The 22,269-nt window shown below is 72.9% G+C and carries 18 protein-coding genes; 7 read left to right on the forward strand and 11 right to left on the reverse strand.

The annotated features are described in order from the left end of the window. Window positions 1–4: 4 nt before the first annotated feature. Together ispD and PIJ49_RS06235 are read right to left on the reverse strand one after the other, a co-directional pair. Window positions 5–1,174 carry a 2-C-methyl-D-erythritol 4-phosphate cytidylyltransferase gene (ispD, locus tag PIJ49_RS06230; protein WP_271826097.1) on the reverse strand — a complete coding sequence of 390 codons (1,170 nt, stop codon included), beginning with the start codon at window positions 1,172–1,174 and terminating at the stop codon, window positions 5–7. 51 nt (window positions 1,175–1,225) lie between these two features. Then, on the reverse strand, window positions 1,226–1,708 hold the full coding sequence (locus PIJ49_RS06235; RefSeq protein ID WP_017888066.1) for a CarD family transcriptional regulator: 483 nt from the start codon (window positions 1,706–1,708) through the stop codon (window positions 1,226–1,228). A 91-nt stretch (window positions 1,709–1,799) separates the two neighbouring features. On the opposite strand from PIJ49_RS06235, the gene PIJ49_RS06240 reads away from it, so the two are divergent. Next, complete coding sequence (locus tag PIJ49_RS06240; protein ID WP_209685419.1) at window positions 1,800–2,516, forward strand: hypothetical protein; 717 nt, start codon at window positions 1,800–1,802, stop codon at window positions 2,514–2,516. A 97-nt stretch (window positions 2,517–2,613) separates the two neighbouring features. Here the strand turns inward: PIJ49_RS06240 and PIJ49_RS06245 are convergent, their stop codons facing one another. Together PIJ49_RS06245 and PIJ49_RS06250 are read right to left on the reverse strand one after the other, a co-directional pair. Next, window positions 2,614–3,294: a response regulator gene (locus tag PIJ49_RS06245; protein ID WP_271826098.1), complete on the reverse strand. Its 681-nt coding sequence runs from the start codon at window positions 3,292–3,294 to the stop codon at window positions 2,614–2,616. Next, complete coding sequence (locus tag PIJ49_RS06250; protein ID WP_066656668.1) at window positions 3,291–4,457, reverse strand: sensor histidine kinase; 1,167 nt, start codon at window positions 4,455–4,457, stop codon at window positions 3,291–3,293. Before PIJ49_RS06250 ends, PIJ49_RS06245 begins: the two co-directional genes overlap by 4 nt. 158 nt (window positions 4,458–4,615) lie before the next feature. Between PIJ49_RS06250 and phoU the strand changes: the two genes are divergently transcribed. Beyond that, entirely contained in the window at window positions 4,616–5,287 is a 672-nt protein-coding gene (gene phoU, locus PIJ49_RS06255) for a phosphate signaling complex protein PhoU (RefSeq protein WP_066656682.1), read from the forward strand. 22 nt (window positions 5,288–5,309) lie between these two features. Then, window positions 5,310–5,858: a P-loop nucleotide/nucleoside kinase family protein gene (locus PIJ49_RS06260; protein WP_251155270.1), complete on the forward strand. Its 549-nt coding sequence runs from the start codon at window positions 5,310–5,312 to the stop codon at window positions 5,856–5,858. A gap of 61 nt (window positions 5,859–5,919) precedes the next feature. Here PIJ49_RS06260 and PIJ49_RS06265 read toward each other — a convergent pair whose 3' ends face one another. Continuing rightward, a complete protein-coding gene (locus PIJ49_RS06265; protein WP_066656688.1) occupies window positions 5,920–6,666 on the reverse strand; it encodes a phosphoglyceromutase in 747 nt (248 codons plus the stop codon). Window positions 6,667–6,711: 45 nt separating this feature from the next. Here PIJ49_RS06265 and PIJ49_RS06270 point away from each other — a divergent pair, with 45 nt between their 5' ends. Further along, the gene (locus PIJ49_RS06270) at window positions 6,712–7,485 is read left to right on the forward strand and encodes a class I SAM-dependent methyltransferase (protein WP_209685415.1); all 774 of its coding nucleotides are present in this window, start codon (window positions 6,712–6,714) and stop codon (window positions 7,483–7,485) included. 104 nt (window positions 7,486–7,589) lie between these two features. Here the strand turns inward: PIJ49_RS06270 and ygfZ are convergent, their stop codons facing one another. The 3 genes from ygfZ to PIJ49_RS06285 form a co-directional block, all read right to left on the reverse strand. Next, complete coding sequence (ygfZ, locus tag PIJ49_RS06275) at window positions 7,590–8,657, reverse strand: CAF17-like 4Fe-4S cluster assembly/insertion protein YgfZ (protein WP_271826099.1); 1,068 nt, start codon at window positions 8,655–8,657, stop codon at window positions 7,590–7,592. Then, window positions 8,657–9,259 (reverse strand): heme-binding beta-barrel domain-containing protein, encoded by a 603-nt coding sequence (locus PIJ49_RS06280; RefSeq protein ID WP_066656691.1) that lies wholly within the window; start codon window positions 9,257–9,259, stop codon window positions 8,657–8,659. Before PIJ49_RS06280 ends, ygfZ begins: the two co-directional genes overlap by 1 nt. Before the next feature lie 202 nt (window positions 9,260–9,461). After that, window positions 9,462–9,743 carry a hypothetical protein gene (locus PIJ49_RS06285; protein ID WP_126891649.1) on the reverse strand — a complete coding sequence of 94 codons (282 nt, stop codon included), beginning with the start codon at window positions 9,741–9,743 and terminating at the stop codon, window positions 9,462–9,464. Between the two features lie 118 nt (window positions 9,744–9,861). Between PIJ49_RS06285 and PIJ49_RS06290 the strand changes: the two genes are divergently transcribed. The 3 genes from PIJ49_RS06290 to PIJ49_RS06300 are packed head-to-tail and all read left to right on the forward strand — an operon-like array spanning window position 9,862 to window position 13,472. Continuing rightward, window positions 9,862–10,545, forward strand: coding sequence for a response regulator transcription factor (locus PIJ49_RS06290; RefSeq protein WP_066656694.1), 684 nt, complete (start codon window positions 9,862–9,864; stop codon window positions 10,543–10,545). Continuing rightward, on the forward strand, window positions 10,545–11,387 hold the full coding sequence (gene mshD, locus PIJ49_RS06295; protein WP_271826100.1) for a mycothiol synthase: 843 nt from the start codon (window positions 10,545–10,547) through the stop codon (window positions 11,385–11,387). The genes PIJ49_RS06290 and mshD overlap by 1 nt, the downstream gene beginning before the upstream one ends. 48 nt (window positions 11,388–11,435) lie before the next feature. Then, on the forward strand, window positions 11,436–13,472 hold the full coding sequence (locus PIJ49_RS06300) for a serine/threonine-protein kinase (protein ID WP_271826101.1): 2,037 nt from the start codon (window positions 11,436–11,438) through the stop codon (window positions 13,470–13,472). A 200-nt stretch (window positions 13,473–13,672) separates the two neighbouring features. Here the strand turns inward: PIJ49_RS06300 and PIJ49_RS06305 are convergent, their stop codons facing one another. The 3 genes from PIJ49_RS06305 to PIJ49_RS06315 are packed head-to-tail and all read right to left on the reverse strand — an operon-like array spanning window position 13,673 to window position 22,234. Then, a complete protein-coding gene (locus tag PIJ49_RS06305) occupies window positions 13,673–17,983 on the reverse strand; it encodes a type VII secretion EssC family protein (protein ID WP_271826102.1) in 4,311 nt (1,436 codons plus the stop codon). A gap of 55 nt (window positions 17,984–18,038) precedes the next feature. Next, the gene (locus tag PIJ49_RS06310) at window positions 18,039–19,481 is read right to left on the reverse strand and encodes a type 1 periplasmic-binding domain-containing protein (protein WP_271826103.1); all 1,443 of its coding nucleotides are present in this window, start codon (window positions 19,479–19,481) and stop codon (window positions 18,039–18,041) included. Beyond that, window positions 19,478–22,234, reverse strand: a complete 2,757-nt coding sequence (locus PIJ49_RS06315) for a coiled-coil domain-containing protein (RefSeq protein ID WP_271826104.1) — start codon at window positions 22,232–22,234, stop codon at window positions 19,478–19,480. Before PIJ49_RS06315 ends, PIJ49_RS06310 begins: the two co-directional genes overlap by 4 nt. Window positions 22,235–22,269: the final 35 nt, after the last annotated feature.

Below are 22,269 nucleotides of genomic sequence, written 5' to 3' on the forward strand. Positions count from 1 at the left end.
GCGGTCAGCGCGGCCGGACGACGGCGGTCGCGATCGCCGCGAGCCCCTCACCGCGCCCGGTCAGGCCGAGGCCGTCCGTCGTCGTGCCGGAGACCGCGACGGGAGCACCGACGACCGCGGCCAGGGCGGCCTGCATCTCGTCGCGTCGGGCACCGATGCGGGGACGGTTCCCGATCACCTGGACCGTGACCGAGGTCGGCGCGAGACCGGCCGAGCGCAGGAGCTCGACGGCCCCGCGGACGAAGACGTCACCGGTGGCCCCGGCGTAGCGCGGGTCGGAGGTGCCGAAGCGCCCGCCGATGTCACCGAGGCCGCCCGCCGACAGCAGTGCGTCGCAGACCGCGTGGGCGACCGCGTCGCCGTCGCTGTGCCCGGAGAGCCCCGGTTCGCCGGGGAAGTCGAGCAGCCCGACCCGGCACGGCGACGCGGCGTCGAAGGCGTGCACGTCGACCCCGAGGCCCACGCGGACGTCGGGCGCCGCGGCTGCCGCACCGGTGCGGGAGGCCACGAGCGCCTCGGCCCGTGCGAGGTCCCACCGCGTGGTGATCTTGAACGCGTCGGCGTCACCCGGCACCGTGCGGACCGTTCCCCCGGCTGCCCGGAACACACCCGCGTCGTCGGTCTCGGAGCGCTCGGCGCCCGCGTAGGCGGCCCGGAGTGCGGCGAGCGGGAAGACCTGGGGCGTCTGCACCCCGACGAGCGCCGACCGGTCGACGGTCTCGACCACGACGTCCGCGTCGACACGCTTGACGGTGTCCGTGACGGGCAGGGCCGGGACGACGCCGTCACCGGTCGCGCGTGCACGGTCGAACACGGCGTCGAACTGCGCCGCCGGCGTCAGGCAGCGGGCGGCGTCGTGGACACCGACCCACTCGATGCTGTGCGGCAGGGCGTCGAGGCCCGCCTGGACCGAGGCGTGGCGGTCAGCACCGCCCGCGACGACCACGGTGAGGTCGACCGCGCGTCCGGCGGTCGCCGCGACCAGGGCGCGGCACTCGTCGAGCCGGGCTGCGGGTGCCACGACCACGAGGACGGTCGGCTCGGCCAGGGTGAGCACGGTGCGCAGGGCGCGGGTGAGCATCGGTTCGCCCGCGACCGGGACGAACGCCTTCGCGTCCCCGATGCCCAACCGCGTGCCGGACCCGGCTGCGACGACGACGACCGCCCTGCTCACCCGATCGGGGAGCAGGGCGGTCGTCGTCGTGTCGTCCAGCGGCGGTCCGCGCTACGAGGCGAGGACCTCGTCGAGGACGGTCGATGCCTTGTCCTCGTCGGTCTTCTCGGCCAGGGCGAGCTCGGAGATCAGGATCTGCCGGGCCTTGGCCAGCATCCGCTTCTCACCCGCGGAGAGCCCGCGGTCCTGGTCGCGGCGCCAGAGGTCGCGCACGACCTCGGAGACCTTGATGACGTCACCGGACGCCAGCTTCTCCAGGTTCGCCTTGTACCGGCGCGACCAGTTCGTGGGCTCTTCCGTGAAGGGCGCCCGCAGGACCTCGAAGACCTTGTCGAGGCCTTCCTTGCCGATGACGTCACGGACGCCGACCAGGTCGACGTTGTCCGCCGGCACCTCGATCGTCAGGTCACCCTGCGTGACACGCAGCTTCAGGTAGACCTTTTCCTCGCCCTTGATGACGCGCGTCTTGACTTCAGAGATGGTTGCCGCCCCGTGGTGGGGGTAGACGACGGTCTCGCCGACCTCGAATTGCATGTATCAGGCTCCGTTCCCAGGACCCCCAGTTTACCACAAGGACCTTTCGGGTAAGGGGCCTGGGCGGCCCGCACCCCCGACGATCGGTAGGATGGACGCGGACCGCCTGGTCCACATCGTGATCTTCCGGAGGAATCTCTTGCGAGCTCGGGTACTCGTGTCCGTCGCCGTTGCGGCATCCATCGCGCTCGGCGCCACCGGCTGCGAGTTCATGTCGCCCGCGCACACCAAGGAGATCAAGCAGATCACCGACGGCGTGAACGTCAGCACCGGCTCGATCGACATCCGGAACGCGCTGCTCATCTCCGACGGCGGCGAGGACGCGCGCTTCGTCGGGAGCTTCATCAACACCGGGTCGAAGGACGTCACCATGAGCGTCGAGGTCGGCGGCGTGACCCAGACGGTCGAGATCCCGGCGAACTCGCACGTCGATCCCGCCGTCCCGGCCGGTCCCTCGAGCGAGGCCGAGTCCAGCGTCCAGTCCGGAGCCGAGACGCAGGGCACGCGCTCCGCTGGCCAGCCGGAGCTCGTCTTCTCGGGCGCCGACGCCGTCCCCGGCTCGCTCGTCAAGACGTACTTCTCGTACTCGGGCGCCGAGGGCGTCTCGGCCAACGTCCCGGTGCTCACCAGCGCCCTCGAGGAGTACCAGACCCTCGCCCCGACGACGTCCCCGTCGGCCACCCCGTCGAGCACGGAGACCTCGCCGTCGGAGAGCGGCTCCGAGCCCACCGGCGACGCCACGGCTCCTGGCACCCAGTCGGGCGACTCGCAGACCGACTCGTCCGAGGGCGACAGCGGCACGAACTGACCGCCGCGCGCCGGACGGGCGCGACGATCTGACGCAACGCACCGGAGGCCCGGTGCCGGTTCCGAGAACCGGCACCGGGCCTCCCGTGCGTCGCCGGTCAGCCCTCGATCCGGTACCCCAGACCGCGCACCGTCACCAGGACCTCCGGGGCGCTCGGCACGCGCTCGATCTTCGACCGGATGCGCTTGATGTGCACGTCGAGCGTCTTCGTGTCCCCGAAGTAGTCCGACCCCCACACGCGGTCGATGAGCTGCCCGCGGGTGAGCACGCGTCCGGCGTTCCGGAGCAGGAGTTCGAGCAGCTCGAACTCCTTGAGGGGCATCGGCGTCTCCGCCCCGTCGACCGACACGGTGTGCCGCTCGACGTCCATCCGGATCCCGCCGACCTGCAGGATGCCGCTGTCGCCCGGGTCGTCCTCGGTGCGCCGACGCAGCACCGCCCGGAGCCGGGCCAGGAGCTCACGGGTCGAGTACGGCTTCGTCACGTAGTCGTCGGCGCCGAGCTCGAGCCCCACGACGATGTCCACCTCGGAGTCCTTCGCGGTGAGCATGATGATCGGCACGTTCGAGCGCGTCCGGACCTGCCGGCAGACCTCGGTGCCGCTCAGCCCGGGCAGCATGAGGTCGAGCAGGATCAGGTCGGGGTTCTCGGTGTCGAACTTCGACAGCGCGGTCACGCCGTCCGCGGCGACGGCGGTCTCGTACCCCTCGCGCTGCAGGAGGAACTCCAGGGGCTCGCTCAGGGCCGGCTCGTCGTCGACGATGAGGATCTTGGTCACGATGACTGCTCTTCCAGTTGCTCTTCGAGTGCGGTGGTGAGTTCGGGATCCGCCTCGGGCAGGCGGATCGTGAAGGTCGAGCCCTTGCCGGGCTGCGACCAGACGCGGACGTCGCCGCCGTGGTTGCCGACGACGTGCTTGACGATGGCGAGCCCGAGACCGGTGCCGCCGGTCGCCCGCGACCGTGCGGGGTCGACGCGGTAGAAGCGCTCGAACACGCGGTCGAGGTCGGCCTCCGGGATGCCGACGCCCTGGTCGGTCACCGCGATCTCGACGAAGCCCTTGGTCGAGCGGACGCCGACGCCCACACGGGTGTGGTCCGGGGAGTACTTGACCGCGTTGGCGATGAGGTTCGACACCGCGACCTGCAGCAGCCCCGGGTCGCCCATGACCCGCAGCTTCGACCGCTTGGCCCGCACGATCTCGATCTCCCGGGCGCGGGCGACGACCTCGTTCGCGTCGACCGCCGCCTGCACGATCTTGTCGACCGACGTCTCCTCGCTGTTCTCGAGGGTGTCGACCGACTGCAGCCGCGACAGCTCGATGATGTCCTTCGTCAGGGCCCCGAGCCGCTCGGACTCGGTGATGAGCTGCCCGGCGAACCGCTTCACGTGGTCCGGGTCGTCGGCGGCGACGACGAGGGTCTCGGCGAGCAGGCCGATCGCCCCGATGGGGGTCTTCAGCTCGTGCGAGATGTTCGCCACGAAGTCGCGTCGGACCTCGTCGATGCGGCGGCTCTCGGTCAGGTCGTCGGCCGTGACGAGCACGTAGCGGTTGCCGAGCTGCGCCGCCCGGAAGCTCAGGTAGCCGACCAGTTCCCCGCTGCGCCCGCGGGGCAGCTCGAGGTCCTCCGACCCCATCTCCCCGCTCCTGCGCACCTGGTCCACCAGGGCGACGAGCTCGGCGTGCACGAGCTTCCGCCGCACGACGAGCCCGACGGTCAGTGCCTGCGGCGACGCGGCGACGACCGTGTTCGAGGGGTCGACGACCACGGCCGGGTTGTGCATCGTGGCGATGACCGCGGCGACGCCGTCGGGCAGCGTCCGTTCCGCGACGTCGGCTGCCCGGGCCGTGCGCTCCGCCGTGATGACCAGCACCACGACCCCTGCGCCGAAGACCCCGCCGAGGAGCATCGACAGTGGCACGAGCCACGCGTTGTCCATGCCGCCAGTGTAGGGATCGTCACGCGGGGTTCCGACGCCGTTCACCCCGCTTCCGCTCAGTCGAGGCCCCGGATCGTGAGGTGTTCAGCCGCAGGTCACCGTTCGTTCACCTGGGCTGACGACACTCGTCCGGTACGCATCAGAGAGGCACATCCCCCATGCGCGAAGTCTTCCAGCAGGAGCTCCAGGACGTCCAGGAGCGTCTGACCGAGATCGCCGGACTCGTCGAGTCCGCCATCACCCGTGCGACGCAGGCGTTCAGCGAGTCCGACGTCGCCCTCGCCGAGGAGGTGATCGCCGACGACGCCATGATCGACCACGCGGCGAACAGCCTCGACGAGATCGCGATCGACATCCTCGCGCGGCAGGCGCCGGTCGCCCGTGACCTCCGCGTCGTCGTGACCGCGCTGCGCGTCAGCTCGTCGCTCGAGCGCATGGGCGACATGGCCGAGCACATCGCGCAGCTCGCCCGCCAGCGCTTCCCCGAGAAGGTCGTGCCGAAGGGCCTGCGCGGCACCTTCAAGCAGATGGGCGCGCACGACGTGCAGATGGCCCAGAAGCTCACGCGCCTGCTCGCGACCGAGGACATCGCCCTGGCCGCGGAGATCCGCGACGAGGACGACGCCGTCGACGAGCTGCACGCGAGCGTGTTCGACTTCGTGCTCGGCGAGACCTGGAAGGGGAACCCGATCGACACGGTCGACGCGACCCTGGCCTCGCGCTACCACGAGCGCTTCGCGGACCACGCGGTGTCGATCGCCAAGAAGGTCGAGTACCTGGCGACCGGCGACTGGACCGGCGCCGCGTCGGTGACGGCCTCCCCCGCCTGACGGGTTCTGCCAGGATCGTGGCATGGCTCAGGTCGCGATCGTCGTCAACGGGATGCCCGGTTCGGGCAAGAGCACGGTGGGCGCCGCCCTGGCCGAGGTGCTCGGCTGTCCCTTCCTGTCGAAGGACCGCATCAAGGAACCCCTGGCCGACGTGGTCGGTCCGATGATCGGCTCGCGCGAGCTCGGCGGCATCGCGATGGACACGATGTGGTCGATGGCGCAGGCCGTCGAGAACGGGGTCGTCCTCGACGCCGTCTGGCTGCCGTCCCGTGACCGCGACCGTCTGGAGGCCGGACTCGCCTCCGCCGGCTCACCGCGCGCCGTCGAGGTGTTCTGCCAGGTCGACCGGGTCACCGCCGCGGACCGGCTGCGCGACCGGTACGAGCCCGGCACACTGCCCGTCCGGCACGAGGTGCACGGGGACCTGGCGGAGATCCTGGCCTTCTGGGACGAGCACGGCGACGCGGCCGCACCGATCGGGCTGCCGGGCGTCCCCGTCGTGCGGGTCGACACCGGTCGCCCCTACGACGTCGGGGCGCTCGTGCAGGAGATCGCCGACCACTTCGTCTGAGGCCCGCCCGAGGTGCACGAACGCCCCGCCGGTGTCCGGCGGGGCGTTCGTCGTGCTGGTGCTACTTCTTGGCGCCCTGCGCGGCGACCGCGGCGGCACCGGCAGCGGCGGCCTCCGGGTCGAGGTAGTACGAGGGCTTCGTCGGACGGAAGTCGTCGTCGAGCTCGTACACGAGGGGGATGCCCGTCGGGATGTTGAGGCCCGCGATGTCGTCGTCGGAGATGCCGTCGAGGTGCTTCACGAGGGCGCGGAGCGAGTTGCCGTGCGCGGTGACCAGGACGGTCTTCCCCTCGCCCAGGTCCTTCGTGATGTCGGACTCCCAGTACGGCAGCAGCCGGTCGATGACGAGCTTCAGCGACTCGGTGCGGGGCAGCTGGTCGCCGAGGTCGGCGTAGCGGCGGTCCCCGGCCTGCGACCACTCGGCGTCGTCCGCGATGGGGGGCGGCGGCACGTCGAACGAGCGACGCCACTCCATGAACTGCTGCTCGCCGTACTGCTCGAGCGTCTGGGCCTTGTCCTTGCCCTGCAGGTCTCCGTAGTGGCGCTCGTTGAGGCGCCAGTCGCGCTTCACCGGCAGCCAGGCCAGGTCGGCCTCGAGCAGGGCGATGTCGGCGGTCTGGATCGCGCGGGTCAGCAGCGACGTGTAGAGGACGTCGGGGACGATGCCCGACTCGGCGATGAGGGTGCCGGCACGCTTCGCCTCCTTCTCGCCGAGCTCGGAGAGCCGGACGTCGACCCAACCGGTGAACAGGTTCTTCTGGTTCCAGTCACTGTTGCCGTGACGCAGCAGGACGAGCGTGGAGGTCATGCGTCCGAGTCTACCGAGCGGGTGCGCCTCGGTACCCTGGGGTCCATGCCCATCGGGAACGTCACGCGCGGGACCACCGGGTACAACCGGCTCCGTCGTGTCGACCGCTGGATCGCCGCGCTCCCCGTCCTGCGCCGGACGGACGACCCGCTCGTGGCCGACGTCGGGTACGGCGCTCGACCGACGACGACCCTGGAGCTCCGCGACCGGCTGGCCCGGGTCCGACCCGACGTCGAGGTCACCGGCATCGAGATCGAGCCGTCACGCGTGGCGCTGGCGAACGCGGGCACCCGTGACGGGGTGACGTTCCGGCTCGGCGGCTTCGAGACGCCGACGCCCGGTGGCCGCCGTCCCGCCGTGATCCGGGCGTTCAACGTCCTGCGGCAGTACGACGAATCCGCCGTCGTCGACTCGTGGCGGATCATGCAGGACCGCCTGCAGCCCGGCGGGACACTCGTCGAGGGCACCTGCAACGAGGTCGGCCGCGTGGCGTCCTGGGTCACGCTCGACGAGCACGAGCCGCACACGTTCACGGTGTCCCTGCGCGTCGCCGACCTCGAGCTGCCGAGCATCGTGGCGGAGCGACTGCCGAAGGCCCTGATCCACCGCAACGTCCCCGGGGAGCGGGTGCACGCGTTCCTGCTCGACCTCGACCGTGCGTGGGCGGTCGCCGCTCCGCTCGGCACGTACGGCCCCCGCCAGCGGTGGATCGCGACGGTGCACGGCATGCGCGACCGGGGCTGGCCGGTACTGCACGGGGTGACGCGCTGGCGTCTCGGCGAGCTCAGCGTCCCGTGGTCGGCCGTCGCTCCCGCCTGAGCGGCCGCCGCGCCACGAGACTCGCCCAAGCGGACACGTCCACGGTCGTGCGGGCGCGAACACGTCCGCGGGGCCGAGTCTCGCCGGACCGCGTCCGACGACGACTACGAGCGGCGCACGGCTCCGAGCCGGGGCAGGCGCGGGACGTTCGCCGTCGCGCCGGCCTCCGGCGGGACGATCGTCTCCTGCGCGGCCGTGACCACGACGTCGTCCACGGTCAGGGTCAGCGTCACGGCGGGGTCGAGCGAGCGCTTCACGACCGCGAGCCCGACCGGCCCGAGCTCGTGGTGGAGCGCCGACGCGGTGAGCCGCCCGACGTCCTTGCCGTCGAGCTCGACCGCGGTGCCCGGCGCGGGCAGCACGCCGTCCGAGCCGTCCAGGTGCAGCATCACCACGCGGCGCGGCGGGTGCCCGAGGTTGTGCACCTTGGCGACGGTCTCCTGCCCGCGGTAGCAGCCCTTCGACAGGTGCACGGCGGAGCGGAGCCAGTCGAGCTCGTGCGGGATCGTCCGCTCGTCGACGTCCGCGAGCGAGGGCCGCCACGCGGCGATGCGCAGGGCCTCGAACGCGAGCAGCCCCGCGACCGGCGTGTCCGACGCTGCCAGCGCAGCCACGGCGTCCGGGGTGACCACGTCGATGCGGAGGGTCCAGTCGGAGGCGGGATGGGCCTCCGGGGCGGCGTAGCCCCATCCGCCGGGCGTGACCGACGACCACGGGTCGACCCACTCGACGACCACGCCGTCGGGCGCTGCCGAACCCGCGAAGCGGCCGAGCGTGACGAGGTCGGCCGACCGGTCGGCGACCTCGACGCGGAGCATGAAGCGCATCGAGTCGAGCCAGGCCGCGAGCGGTGCGGCGTCCGCGGGCTCGGTGAGGAGCCAGGTGAGCTCGCCGTCGTCGACCACCCGTGCGGCGTGCTCGACGCGGCCGGACTGGTCGAGGACGAGCGTCTCGGTGCTGACGCCGGGCTCGAGCCCGGTGAGCAGCTGCGAGGTGATCGAGTTGAGCCAGGACAGGCGGTCCGGACCACTGACCGTGACGACCCCGAGGCCGAGCTCGACGACCGCGCGACCGGAGGCGAGCGCCCGCTGCTCACCGACGGGGTTGCCGAAGTGGGCGGCAGGACCGGCCTCGGTCGCGACGAAACCGTCGCGCCCGCTGAAGGCGGACATCAGTCGACCTTCGCGAGCTGCCCCGAGGCGTGCGAGGTGAGCTGCTGCCCGAGCGCAGCGATGTCCCACGCCCAGAAGAGCTTGCCCTCGACCAACCCGTACAGGCGGGTCGCGGCCGAGTAGTCCTTCGCGTTCGGCGAGCGCATCACGGCGTCGGTGGCCAGGTCGATCCGGCCCTTCCTGACGCGGCCGACGTAGAGCTCGTTGACCCCGGTCGGGTGGATGATCGCGGCCTCGACGTCGAAGCCGTCGGTCGTGTTCCGGAGCGCCTCGACGCTCTCCACCGTGCTGAACGGCGCGGGGCCGTCGCCCATGAGCATCGCGGGACCGCGGTCACCGGGCTCGTTCGGCCGGTCGATGCGCCAGTAGCCCATCTCGGCGGCGAGGGGCGTGTGGTCGTCGTCGAGCAGCCACGTCGTCGAGGAGTAGTTGAGGTACGGCAGGCCGTCGTGGCTGAAGCTCACGCGCTGGCCGAACTCGTACTTGCGGGGCTCGTCCTCGTCACCCACCGGGTACTCGACGACGCCCGTGCCCTCCCAGACACCGACGAGCCAGGACAGCGGGACGAGTTCGGGCGCCAGACCCTCGGGCAGTTCGATCAACGCTGACCCTTGAACAGCTTCACGACGACGACGACCGAGATGAACGCGATCGCGAGCGACGCCAGGCCGAGGAGGCCCACGTAGAACAGCTCGAGCGCAAGCAGCGAATCCATGCCGCGAGTCTACGCGGGACGCCTGACGGCGCCAGGGGGCGTGCCGCGCGGTCGCAGGTCGCGCGGTCGCGGGTCTCGGGTCGCGCGGCTCAGCGCGCCAGCAGCACCACGGCCGTGACGAGCACGACGACGAAGGCGCCGGAGGACGCGATGCTGATCCGCTCGACCAGCCCGTCCTTGGTCGCGGTGATGAGCTGCAGCACGAAGCTCACGAGCACGCAGAGCACGAAGACGAGCAGGAGCCAGGCGAACGAGTCCTTCTGCGTCAGGGCCAGCACGAGCACCGCACCGACCACGGCGAGGACCCAGACCGGCAGCACGGAGGTGAGCCGCAGGCGGCGCTGGTCGAGGGGCGGGACGGGCTCGGTCACGCGTTCCATCATGACAGGGCCTCGCCGACCGGGACGCCCGACCGACCGGCCGGTCGGCGGGCCTCTTCCGACACATCACTAGGATGGCTCCACGACGTCCCCTCGTTCTGGAGGTCCTGTGGCCCAGCTCCTGGTACTCACCTCAGCCGCGCCCGGCGACGTCCTGCCGAGTCTCGGTCTGCTGAGCCACCGGATCCGCCACGTCCCGGCCGAGGCCGCCCAGCTGGTCAACGCCCCGCAGAGCGACCTGATGTTCGTGGACGCCCGCCTCGACCTCGTGAGCGCCAAGGCGCTGTGCAAGATCCTCGCGACGAGCGGCTCGACGACGCCGGTCATCCTCGTCGTGACCGAGGGCGGGCTCACCGCGGTGAACAGCGAGTGGAACGTCGACGACGTCGTGCTCGAGAGCGCCGGGCCCGCCGAGGTCGACGCGCGCATCCGCCTCACCACGGGACGCGCCGCCAAGAACCCGTCGGGCTCGAAGATCCAGGCCTCCGGGGTCGTCATCGACGAGGCGAGCTACTCGGCGAAGGTGCGGGGCCGGCCGCTCGACCTCACCTTCAAGGAGTTCGAGCTCCTGCGCTTCTTCGCCTCCCACCCCTCGCGCGTCTTCACCCGCGAGCAGCTCCTGAGCGAGGTCTGGGGCTACGACTACTTCGGCGGCACCCGCACGGTCGACGTGCACGTGCGACGGCTCCGCGCCAAGCTCGGCGACCTCGAATCGCTCATCGGCACGGTCCGCAACGTCGGCTACCGCTTCAACGTGCACGACGACGAGGCCGACCGGCTGGCGGCCCAGTAGTGCTCGCCGTCGTCGAGATGCTCGCCGCCGCCGCGACCGCCGCGGGCGAGGCCCCGCCGTTCTCCGACCAGACCCTGGTCGACGTGCGCGCCGGCCGTGCCGCGGTGGTCGGGGACGAACGCGGGGTCGCCGTGGTCCGGGACGGCGAGCTGGAACTCGTCGTCGCCCCGGAGGCCCGTGGCCAGGGCGTCGGGTCGGCACTCGTCGCGCAGGTGCTCACCCCGGGCGCCGGGGGCGCGACGGCGGCCTCGGGCGTTCCGCGCCTCGCGTGGGCGCACGGGGACCACCCGGCCGCCCGTGCCCTCGCCGACCGGTACGGCTGGACTCCGGTACGGACCCTGCTGCAGCTCCGGGCGACGGTGTCGGACGAACCCACCGGGGCCGATGTCCCCGACGGGTACCGGCTCGACGCCTTCCGCCCGGGCGACCCCGAGGACGAGGACGCCTGGCTGACCCTCAACGCCGCGGCCTTCGCGCACCACCCCGAGCAGGGCCGGATGACGCTCGAGGACCTGCGCGCCCGCGAGGCCGAGCCGTGGTTCTCCGGCGACGACCTGCTGCTCCTGCGCGACGACTCCGGCGCGCTCGCGGGATCGTGCTGGCTCAAGGTCGAGGACGGCGTCGGCGAGTTCTACGCGGTCGCGGTCCGGCCGGACCTGCAGGGGCGTCGGCTCGGCGGGGTCCTGATGCGCGCGGGCTCGGCCCGGCTGGCCGGTCGCGGACTGACCGCGTCTGCGCTCTACGTCGAGGGCGACAACGAGCCCGCGCTGGCGCTGTACCGCCGGTCCGGCTTCACGCAGCACGCGATCGACGTGCAGTACGCCGCAGGGTCCGGCCGGTAACATGACGCGAGGTCGACGAGGGGTCGACCGGGGGCAGTCGGGGGCAACGTGACGGAGCAGGGTCGGGCGCAGTACGGCCGCGGCGAACCGCTCGGTGCGTCGTACCGGCTGGTCGACCTGCTCGGCACCGGCGCGACCGGCGAGGTCTGGCGCACCGAGCACACCGCGACCGGGGAGCACGTCGCCGCCAAGCTGCTGCGCGCCGAGCTCGCCGCCGACCCGGCCGTGGTCGAGCGGTTCGTCCGCGAACGCACCGTGCTGCTCGGCCTGCAGCACCCGTCGATCGTCCGGGTGCGCGACCTCGTCGTCGAGGGCGACCGACTCGCGATCGTCATGGACCTGGTCGGTGGGGGCTCCGCCCGCGACCTGCTCACCGACGCCGGGACGCTGCCGCCCCGGGACGCCCTGACGATCACCGCCGAGACGCTCGACGCCCTCGCCGCCGCGCACGGGCAGGACGTCACCCACCGCGACGTCAAGCCCGACAACGTGCTGCTCGCGTCCCCGTGGGCACCCGGCGCCACGGGCGACGTCCGGGTGTCGGACTTCGGGATCGCGTCCGTCATGGCCGACCGGCAGCGCACCACGACCGGGCTGCTCGGCACGCCGCAGTACATGGCCCCCGAGTCGATCAGCCAAGGGCGCTCAGGCCCCGCGGCCGACGTGTACGGCGCCGGGGTGATGCTCTACGAGCTGCTCGCCGGACGCACCCCCTTCGCCGGACCGGGCACCGACTTCGCCGTCGCCTACCGCCACGTCACCTCGGACCCGCCGCAGCTCGACGTCCCCGCGTCGCTGTGGACGGCGGTGTCGACGATGCTCGCCAAGGACCCGGCCGCACGCCCCGCGGCCGCCGACGCCGCGGCCACCCTGCGCCGCCTCGCCCGACAGCTGGCCGACGCCCCGGCGCTGGCCCCGACTGCCGAGCCGGAGTCCTTCGCCGAGGTCGAGCGGCCCGCCACCGTGGTGCGCGGACTCCGTCCCGGCGGCGGTACCGCGTCCGACGGTCCCCCGGCGGACGGCTCCGGCCCGTCACCTGCTGCTGAGGACGCCGGACCGGTGCCCGAACTCGGGCAGGCAGGCTCGCAGACGGTCTTCCGGCCGCTCGCACGCCCTCCGGTCGCCGCCGCTCGCGAACCCGAGGCCCCGGCGCGCGGCCGGTGGCAGCGCCCGGACTGGCTCACGAACCGCATGCTCGGGCTCGGTGCCCTCGGCGTGGTGCTCGTCGCCGCACTCGTCGTCGGCGGGGTCGTCTGGCTCCCCGGCGCCGTGGGCGGCAAGGACACCCCGAGTGCGGCCCGCACGGCGCAGGCCGCGAGCGCCTACCAGCAGGACCGTCCGCTGCCGACCGGACTCTCGACGACCCGCAAGGCGACCGTCGACCCGCAGGCCGGCACGGTGGACCTGTCGATCACGTACGCCGCCCAGTCCGCGACGCTCCGCGGCCCGCTGCTCGAGGTGGTGCCCGGGGTCGGAGCGCGGTCCGAGTGTCCCGCGGTGACGTGGACCGGCGACGAGGCGAGTGGTGCCCGGAACCAACCGTCGCTGACCGGCGTCGACGTCCGCTGCGGCTGGACGCTCTCCGACGTGGTGGTCCCGGCGGGCGAGGACCTGACCGTGCAGGCGACCGTGCGGCTGTCCGACGTGCCCGACCAGGCCGGGCTCCAGGAGTGGCTCGACGCGGCGGGCAGCGCGACCACGACGGCCGTCACCGACCAGGCCGTGACCGGGACCTCGTACCCCGTGCAGCGACTGCAGGGCGTCGAGGTCCGCACGCCCGACCGCACGGTGAGCCAGACCACGCTGCCCGTGACGCTCGTACCCGTGTGGCCGAGCGGTGCCGACGAACTGAACCCCCTCTACCGCAGCCCCTCGACCGGGAAGCCGTCGGAGATGCTCACCGACGTCGCCGGCGGGGAGGCCGGGGTGCGCTTCGCCGACGGGTGCTCGGGCGCGCTGGCCGTGTCTTCGGACGGCCTCGTCGTGACCGCGCTGTCCGTCGCGCCGTCCTGCACCGTCCGGGCGACGGTGGGCAACTTCACGGACCTCGAGAGCTCGCCCTTCGGCATCACCACCCGCGACTGACCGGCGTCCGCCGTCGCGGGACGTGACGTGGGTCACGCCGGGAGGCGCGCGGCGGGCGTGCACCGCGACTCCCGGTCGCGGATCCGCCGGACGGGAGGTGCGTGGCGGCGGTGTGCCGTGCCTCCCGGTCGCGGACCCGCCGGACGGGAGGCACGTGGCGGCGGTGCGATGCGCCTCCCGTCCGGTGGTGGTCGCGCCGGTCAGGCGCCGGCGGCGGCGGTCTGGACGAGCCGGACCGCACCGCCCGATGCGGCGTAGCCGCGGCCGACGGTCAGCGCGACGGGGGCCCGTCTCGGCAGCGTGACACCGAGCAGTTCGCCGTCGTAGTCGACGTCGGGCTGCAGCAGCACGCCGCAGCGGGACTTCCGGACCGATCGCGTCCAGTGGCTGTAGAGCGATCGGAGGTCGGCGGACCGGCCGGCCGCGACCACGCACAGGCCCGGCCGCTCGGAGGACAGCAGCGAGGCGATCGACTGGTCGGCGTCGTCGAAGCGTTCGGCGTCGTCGACGAGCAGCAGGACCGGGCCCCGCTCCAGGCGGAGGCCGGCCAGCAGGGCGGGGACCTCGTCCGCACCGACCGCGAGGCGGTCGAACACGCCGTCGGCGAGCGGGGACCGGCGGTCGCAGACCGCCCACACGGCGGGGCGGACGCCCTCGGCGGACCGTGCCAGGTCGGCGAGGGCGAGGAGCACCGTCGACTTGCCGGAGCGCGCCGGGCCGGCGACGAGCACGTGCTCGCCGTCGTAGACCTCGAGCGCCGCGGTGCCGAGGTCGTCCTCCGCGATGCCGACCGGCAGGCGCCACGGCTCCGTGTCGAAGCGGGCCGGGGTCCGGAGGTCCTGCACCCGGACCGCATCGGGCAGACGTCCGACGGCGCTCGTCTTCGCCGCGGCGTCCGGCCACGCCGCGGCGACCTCGGCGACGGCTCCGGCGAGGGGCACCGACGGCGTCGCGACGTGGCTCTGCAGCTTCGTCGTCGAGTCGATGTACCGACCCGGCACGGGCGGTGGGACGTCCTTCGGACGGACCCCGATGGACGCGTAGTCGTACGGGTCGGCCAGGCGGAACATCCACTTCTGGGTCGTGACCTCATCCATGGCGGACGGGACGGCCTTCGCCCGCGTCGTGGAGACGGCGAAGGAGATCCCCAGCGCCGGCCCCTCGGCGTAGACGCGGTACAGGGCGTCGAGGAGCTGCTGGCCCTCGAAGTCCTGGTACTCGTCGCGGAGTGCGGCGAGGCCATCGATGAGGACGACGGCGCGACGTCCGCCGGGGCTCGCACGACGGCGTTCGAGGTCGGCGCGCAGGTGTCGGAGGAAGCGGGCCTGCAGCTCGCCCGCCCCGGCGCCGGACCCGACGTAGGCCGTCGTGTGCGGCAGCTGCGCGAGCGGTGCCAGGTCCCCCGGTCCCATGTCCAGGACGAGGAGGTCGAGGTCGTCGGGGCTCGTCGTCCGCGCGAGACGCAGGGCCAGGGCGGACAGGGCGGTGCTCGTGCCGCTGCCCGGGATGCCCATCAGGACGAGGTTGCCCTCGTCGAGGTCCCAGCCGCCGGCGACCTGGCGCTGGTGGTCGGGGTCGTCGGCGAGCGCGACGGGCACGAAGCGGCGGGCACCGTCGGACGGTTCCGGGACGTCTGCCAGGTCGACCCGGGCTCCCAGCGCCTCGGGCCAGATGGGGCGGGGTGCCGCGTACCCGGCGGCGTCGTTCGCGGCGCGGATCGCCTCGATGAGGACGTCGAGGTCGGTGCCGTCCGACGCACTCGGCCCGGGTGCGGGCGCCGGTGCCGGGACGCCGAACACGTCGGTCGGGCGGACGGAGACCGGCTGCTCGACCCGTTCGTCGCGCGCGCGGCCGGTGACCAGGGCGGTCTGCACCGGGGTGATGTCGTCCTGCCCGAGCTTCACGTAGGCGCGGCCGGTCTGCTGGCGGCCGATGCCCGCCGCGGCGGGCACGCCGATGACGTTCGTCGAGTCCTCGCGGCTCTGCACGCGGAGCGCCACCCGGAGGTTCGTGTTCGCGAGGATGTCCTCGCTCACGACGCCGGCCGGCCGCTGGGTGGCCAGCACCATGTGCACGCCGAGCGTCCGGCCGACCGCAGCGATCGCGACGAGCGAGGTCAGGACGTCCGGGAACTCCTTCGCGAGCATGGCGAACTCGTCGACGACGAAGAGCAGGCGCGGCATCGGCTCGGTCGGCCGTGTCGCCAGGTAGGCGTCGAGGTTGTCGATGTCGGCGCCGGCCGTCGCGAAGACCCGCTGGCGACGCTCGAGCTCGGCCTCGAGCGCGCGGATGGCTCGGTCTGCCAGCTGCTCGTCGAGGTTGCTGATCGTGCCGATGGTGTGCGGCAGCCGTTCGCAGGCGGCGAAGGCGGCGCCGCCCTTGAAGTCGACGAGGAGGAAGTTGAGCCGGGTGGGGTCGTTCCGGGCCGCGAGGCCGGCGACGAACGAGCGGAGGAACTCGCTCTTGCCGGAACCCGTGGTCCCACCGACCAGGCCGTGGGGGCCGTCGCGCACCAGGTCGATCTCCAGGAGACCGGACTCCGAGGAACCGACCGGGGTCGAGGTACCGGTGCTGGTCTGCCAGAGGGTCCGGACGCCCTCGGCGGTGGTCGTGTCGACGGCGGCGGCGCCGTGGCCCGCGCCCGGGGCGGTGGCGCGGGCGGTGCCGCCAGGGGCCGCGGCGCTCCGCGCGAGGAGTTCGGGCAGGCGGACGAGCGACGGCAGCGATGCACCGGGGACCGTGAGCTCCGGGTCGTCGAAGTGGGCGACGGCGCGGGCGGCGCGCTCCGCCGTGTCCGGGGTGAGGCCGGCGAGCACGACGTCCTCGACCCGCGTGCGGTCCTCGGGGCGGTAGACCGTCGCAGCCGCGTCCGCACCGACCGTGACGATGGACGTGCAGGCGGCGGGCAGCTGCTGCTCGTTCGTCGCGATGACGATGCCGCTCACCCGCTGGCGTCGCTCCCCCGGGCGCAGCGACACACCGGGGACCGCGCGGCCCCGGCCGAGCAGGCTGCGTGCCGGGGCGTCGCGGCCCTCAGTGAGGACGTCGGAGTCCACGACGACGAGCAGGTTCGGCGTGGGCAGCTCGTCGAGCGACTCCTGCAGCCCACGCAGGACGGCGGCGCTCTGGTCGCGCTGCGCCGACATCCACCGGGCGCCGGTGCTGCTGCCCGCGACGCGCGTGTGCGGCAGCCAGGAGGCCCAGGACCAGTCGTCCTCGCGGCCCGCGTCGCAGAACACCCCGACCGTCAGGTCCGCGGGTCCGCAGTGCACGGTCGCCTGCGCCAGCAGGCTGCGGGCCAGGGCGAGCGCACCGTCGCGGTCACCGACGATGCCGACCACGCCGGCGTCCGACAGGTCGGCGACGACCGGCGCCGCCGTGAGCCGGCTGTCCGCGATCGCGGCCTTCGCCTCGTCCTCGAGCTTCGACGACGCCGCCCGCTGGTCGACCTCGGGACGCCACGGCGCGTCACCGGTACCGGCGTGCAGGCTGAGGAAGTCGTCGTCGTCCGACCGACGCTGCCACAGGTCGGTGGTGGGGACGAGCGCTCGACGCACGACGGTCGCCGGGTCGGGCACGAGGTCCTGCCGGCGGGCCGCCTCGACGGCTGCCGCCGCGGCGATCTCGCCCCGGAAGGTCTCGACCGCCTCGGTGAAGCGCGTCTCCTCCTCCTTCAGGTTCTTCGCCCGGCGGTGCTTCTGCTCGAACCACATGCCGATCGCGGTCACGGGGCTGAGCAGCGCGAACAGCGCGAAGCGGGCGTCCCCGAGCAGGAGCACCATCGCCCCGGCGAGCACGAGCGGAGCCGCCACCGTGATCCAGCTGAACTTCGACGCCGGGGCGACGTCCCTGCGCGTCGGCGGGGACACCGGCTCGGTGTCGGTGAGCCGTCCCGGCCGGGGCGGTCGGTTGAACGGCGCCGTGGCGGCCGGCGTGAGGTTGGGCAACGTGCCCGCTGCCGGCACGGTCGTCTCCGGCAGCTCGGGACGGAGCAGCAGGACCGCGCCGCCCACGATGACGCTCGTGGTCCCGGTCAGCAGGACGCCCTCGTCGTCGATGCGCTCCCCCGCGATGACCGTGCCGTTCGTCGACCCGGAGTCGCGCACCCGGACACCGTCGTCCTCGCGCTCCAAGGTGCAGTGCTCCCAGGACGCGCTCTCGGTGGGGAGCACGACGTCCGCCTGCGGAGCGCGTCCGACGACGAGCCGACGGCTGCGCGGCACCGGGACGACGACGCCCGCCCCGAGGCCGCCCGCCAGGGTCACGCTCCACCCGTCGACGGCGCGCGGTGGCTCCTCGGTGGTGCGGGCGACCCGGGACCCTTCGAGGAGCACCAGGTCGCGCAACGGGGTGTCGGAGCTCGTCCGGTGACCGTCGACCGCCAGGGGTGTGCCGGGGTCGAGCGGGGTGCCGAGCGACGCCGCGACGAGGTCTCCCAGCGTGGAGGACTCCGCCCACCCGTCGGCCTCGATCGTCTCGCGGCGGTCGTCGAGCTCGATCAGCAGGCGCATGGGCGGTCCTCCCTGGGCGTGGTGCGGCGGTGCGGGTGGTGCAGGTGGGACGGGGTCAGTCGGTCGAGTCGGAGAACCAGACGAGCGCGGGCGTGGCCCCGTCGTCCTCGGTCGCAGCGGCGGGGCGGAGCCCGAGGTCCTGCGCGGAGGCGGCGAGCACGCCGGCGGGATCGCCGAGGGCCTGTCGCGAGCCGAAGTCGAGTGCCGGGCCTGCGAGGCCGTCTCCGGCCCCGAGGTCGAGCCGGGCCAACGCGTCCGACACCGCGGCGGCGTCCGTGCTCCGGGCCGTCCCGACGGCCGTCACGAGCGCCACGACGGCGTCGTGGCTGCGGGCGTCGGCCACGGTCGCCACCGAGGCGAACGACCGGTCGCCCGTGAGGTTCTTCGCGTCCGCGTCGTCGGCGAGGACCCGCACGCCGCCGAGGAACGCCGACATGGCGCGGCCCTCGGCGTCCGAGGACAGGGCACGGGCGTCGTCGGTCTCGACCCCGACGGTGCGGAAGGCGCCGCTGAGGCTGCCGCCCGCCTGGGCGAGCGCAGCCGCGAAGGCGGGGCTGGTGGCCTCGGGGGTCAGGACGACCGGAGCGGTGACGTTGGCCTCCTGGAGGGCGGCGACGAGCGCTCCCTGTCGTCCGGCCGGACCGCTGACGACCACGGCGTCGGAGTCGGGTGCCGCCTGCTCGTCCCCGTCCTGCTCGGCTCCGGCCTGCTCGGCTGCAGCCTGGTCGTCGGCCGTCGTGGCGTCGGTGGAGCCCGCCGCCGCGCCGGTGCGCTGCGCGACGGTGGTGGCGAGAGCGCCGAGGTCGGGTGCGCTCGTCGCGTCGACGACGTGGGCGAACCGCACTCCGGACGGCGCTCCGCCGCCCAGGTCGACGAGCAGCGGCGACGCGGCGTCGCCGAGCGCGTCCTGCAGCGCCGTCGCGACGGACTCCGTCGACGGCGCGGTCGACCAGGCGTCGTCCGCGCCGGCCGCGTACGGTGCGACGACCGGGATGCCGGCGTCGGCCGCCGCGGTGAACGCCCCACGGACGTGGTCGCCGGACGTGGCCACGACGATGCCCGAGACGCCGTCGGACGCGAGGGCCTCGACGGCCTTCCGTGCGCCGTCGGCGGACCCGCCGTCGTTCTTCGTCACGAGTTGCACGTCCGTGCCGCCGAGCTCCAGGCGACGCTGCGCCACCAGGGCACCCTGCGCGGCGTCGTCCCACTGGGCACCCTCGCCGTCGCCGAGGGTGACCACGACGCCGATCTTCGTGCCGTCGGGGACGTGGGAGACACTGATCGGCACCGGTGCCGTCGCGGAGACCGCCTCGGCCGGGGTCGAGGCCGAGACACGCACCGCGAGCAGCGCGGTGACGACGGCGGCGACCACGAGAACGGCCACCGCGACGATGATCGCGGTGCGGCGGCGCTTCCGGGTCCGGGCGGCGTCGGGCGCTGCGGTCTCCGCGGGCTCCGCTGCGGCCGCCTCGGTCGAGTGGTCCTGCACGTGGCTCATCGCTCGGCTCCGATCCGGAAGGCGTAGAGCGTCGTCGACGTCGCGCTGGACGGAACGTCGAGACGGAAGGCGGGGAGCTTCGCCGCCCGGTCGAGCGAGGCGCGGAACTGCTGCTGCTGCAGGAGGATGCCCGCGACGTCCTCGGCACGGACGTTGGCGTAGCCGGAGGCGTTCTGCGATGCGAGGGCGAGCTGGTAGTCGGCGGAGTCGGACTTCGCTGCGCTCGTGGCCATCGCGCCGAGGATGCCGGAGCCGTTGACCTCGCGGTCGCCGAGGTCGAGCATCACGCGGTTGAGGTCGCCGGTGAGCAGCGTGCTGGCACCCTCGACGTCGCGGACCGAGGCGCTGGTGCTCGCGTCGATGCGCTGGAGGCTCGCCGCGGTCTGCTCGTCCACGGACGAGGCGAGGCTGTTGCTCTGCTCCTGCAGCGAGCCCTTCTGCTCGTCGATCGTGCCCTTCGAGTCGCTCGTGACCTCGCCCGAGGTGGTGCGCAGGCCGGCGATCGACTTGTCGAACGCATCGACGACGGCCTTCCGGCTCGTCGCGGATGCCTCGCTGACGACTCGCACCTGCGATCGCAGCGCCTCCGCGAGCGCGGCTGTCGAGCTGTCGGAAGCATCTGCGAACGATTCCTGAACCTGATTCGCCAGGTCGAGCTGCGTCTGCTGCGCGGACTCGAGCTGCTTCGCAACAGTCGCGCGTTCCGACTGGGCCTGCTGGATGCCCTCGCGAAGGTCCTGCACGGTCTTGTCGACGTTCGAACCACCAGTTGCCGACGCATCGCGCACATCCCGGATGGCAGCGCGAAGCTGGTCGAGATCGGATCGGAGATCGCTCACCGACGCGCCGACCGTTCCCTGTGCCGCTCCCTCGGACTTCGTGCCGTCGGCGACTTCTTGCCAGCGGTTCGCCTGGTCTTCGAGACGCGCGTCCAGCGGAGTGTCGAACCCTGGACCCGGGCTCAAGGTCGTGTCCGGCTCGGCCCCTGCACAAGGTTCTGCTGTGAGGTAGCCGCGCAGGCGCGCTGCATCTTCCTCCGAAATGCGGTTCAGCGCCGCCAGTAAGCACAGCTGATCTGCAACTGCTGCGTTCTGACGCTCCATTGAGAAAGGCAGACCGACCCCGTCGATGAGCGACCGAGCCGAATCAGCCTGGTCGTGGACCGACTTCAGCGCGGCCTGCAGTTCGTCGGAGCGCGAAGCCAAGGCGGTGGAACTCTCGGCGAGAGCATCCAGCGCTTTTCCAAGGGTCGACGCGTCGGCACCGGTCTGGTAATCGTCGAGCGCCTTCGACAGGCCATCGAGAGTCGTCTCCAGCTTCACGACGCTGCCCGAGGCCTCCTCGAACTTCTGTCCGCGCAAGACGGTGGCGATGTCGTCCCCAGCCTTCACAAGACCGATGAGCGATTGATTGATCGACTTCGAAGAAGTGAAGAGAGAACACGTCAGTGAGTCGACGTTGTCGTTGATCGCACAGGTGGTCTCGTCCGGTTGCTCCGGCCCGACGGCGGCGGCGAGCTGGGCGCTGACCTGCTGCTTGCACGCCTCGCTCGCGTCGGCGTACCCCTCGAGCTGCGCGGAGACGCGCAGGAGGTTGCCGTAGACGCTCGAGCCCGCCGCCCCGGTCTGCGGGACCGCAGCGCACCCCTCGCCGTCCAACACGGGCGCCGGTGCCTTGGCCGAGGTGTCCCCGAGCAGCGCGTCGAGGCTGCCCGTCGTCTGCTGCAGCTGCTGCAGCACCGTCGACTGCGTGGCCTGCACGGTCGAGCCGAGGTCGCCGTTGAGCGAACCGAGTTCCCCCGACAGCGACTGCATCGTGCTTGCGAGCGACGCGCTGCTCTCCTGCAGCCGCTCCGCCGTCCGCACACCGAGGGTCTCGGACGTCGACTCGAGGTTCGTGCGGACCTCGGTGATGGTGCCGCCGGCACGGGCGAGCACCTCGTTGACCTGTGCGATGAGGTCGATCGTCCGGCGCTGCAGGGCGAGCTCGGAGTCCGTCTCGGACCCGAACGCCCCGTTCATCACGCCGCTGGTCGACAGGTCGGTCGTCAGCCCGGGTTGCGCTGCGACGTCGATCGCGGGCGTCGAGAAGTCGCGGACGTCGGCGACGAGGTGCAGCGTGCTGCTCGCACCCGAGGTCGGCGGAGCGAGCAGCCGTCCCCACTGGACGACGGCGTCACCGGCGGGGTTCGTGCTCACGACGCCGTCGGTGGCGGCGCCACCGTCGACGGACTCGGTCACGATGCGGTCCGGCGCGACGCCGTCGAGCACGGTCGAGGCAGCGACGCTGAACGGTGCGCCGACCAGGGCCGGCGTCGAACGAGAGGATCCTGCGACGTCGTACGACAGGTTCTGCGACCGGACCGTGAGGTTCTCGACGGTGACGTCGATCTCGACGCGACCCGAGTACCCGTCGAGGTCGGCGAGGTCGGTCCCGGAGCGCTTGTCGGTCGTGTACTGCGTGGTGATCCGCAGCGGCAGGTCCCCCGCCGCGTCCTGCACGTCGTGGTCGACGGTCTTCGAGGACGAGCGCTCTCCGGCGACCGAGATCGTCGTGTCCGAGATCGCGTTCACGGCGCCGTTCGTCGTGAGCGTCGTGTCCACCGTCTGCAGCACGCGTGACGGATCCGTCACCTGGTCCTGGTCGGCGGTGCACCCTGCGAGCACCAGCGCGAGTGCGCCCGTGACGGCCACCACTCCCCCGATGCGGCTCCCCTGCCGGTTCCCGGTTCCCCCGGCGCGCGTCAACATCACGATCGTCCCCCTCAAGAATCGACTGCGTGATCGAT

This window comes from Curtobacterium uvaldense, from assembly GCF_028307415.1.
Lineage (GTDB): Bacteria > Actinomycetota > Actinomycetes > Actinomycetales > Microbacteriaceae > Curtobacterium.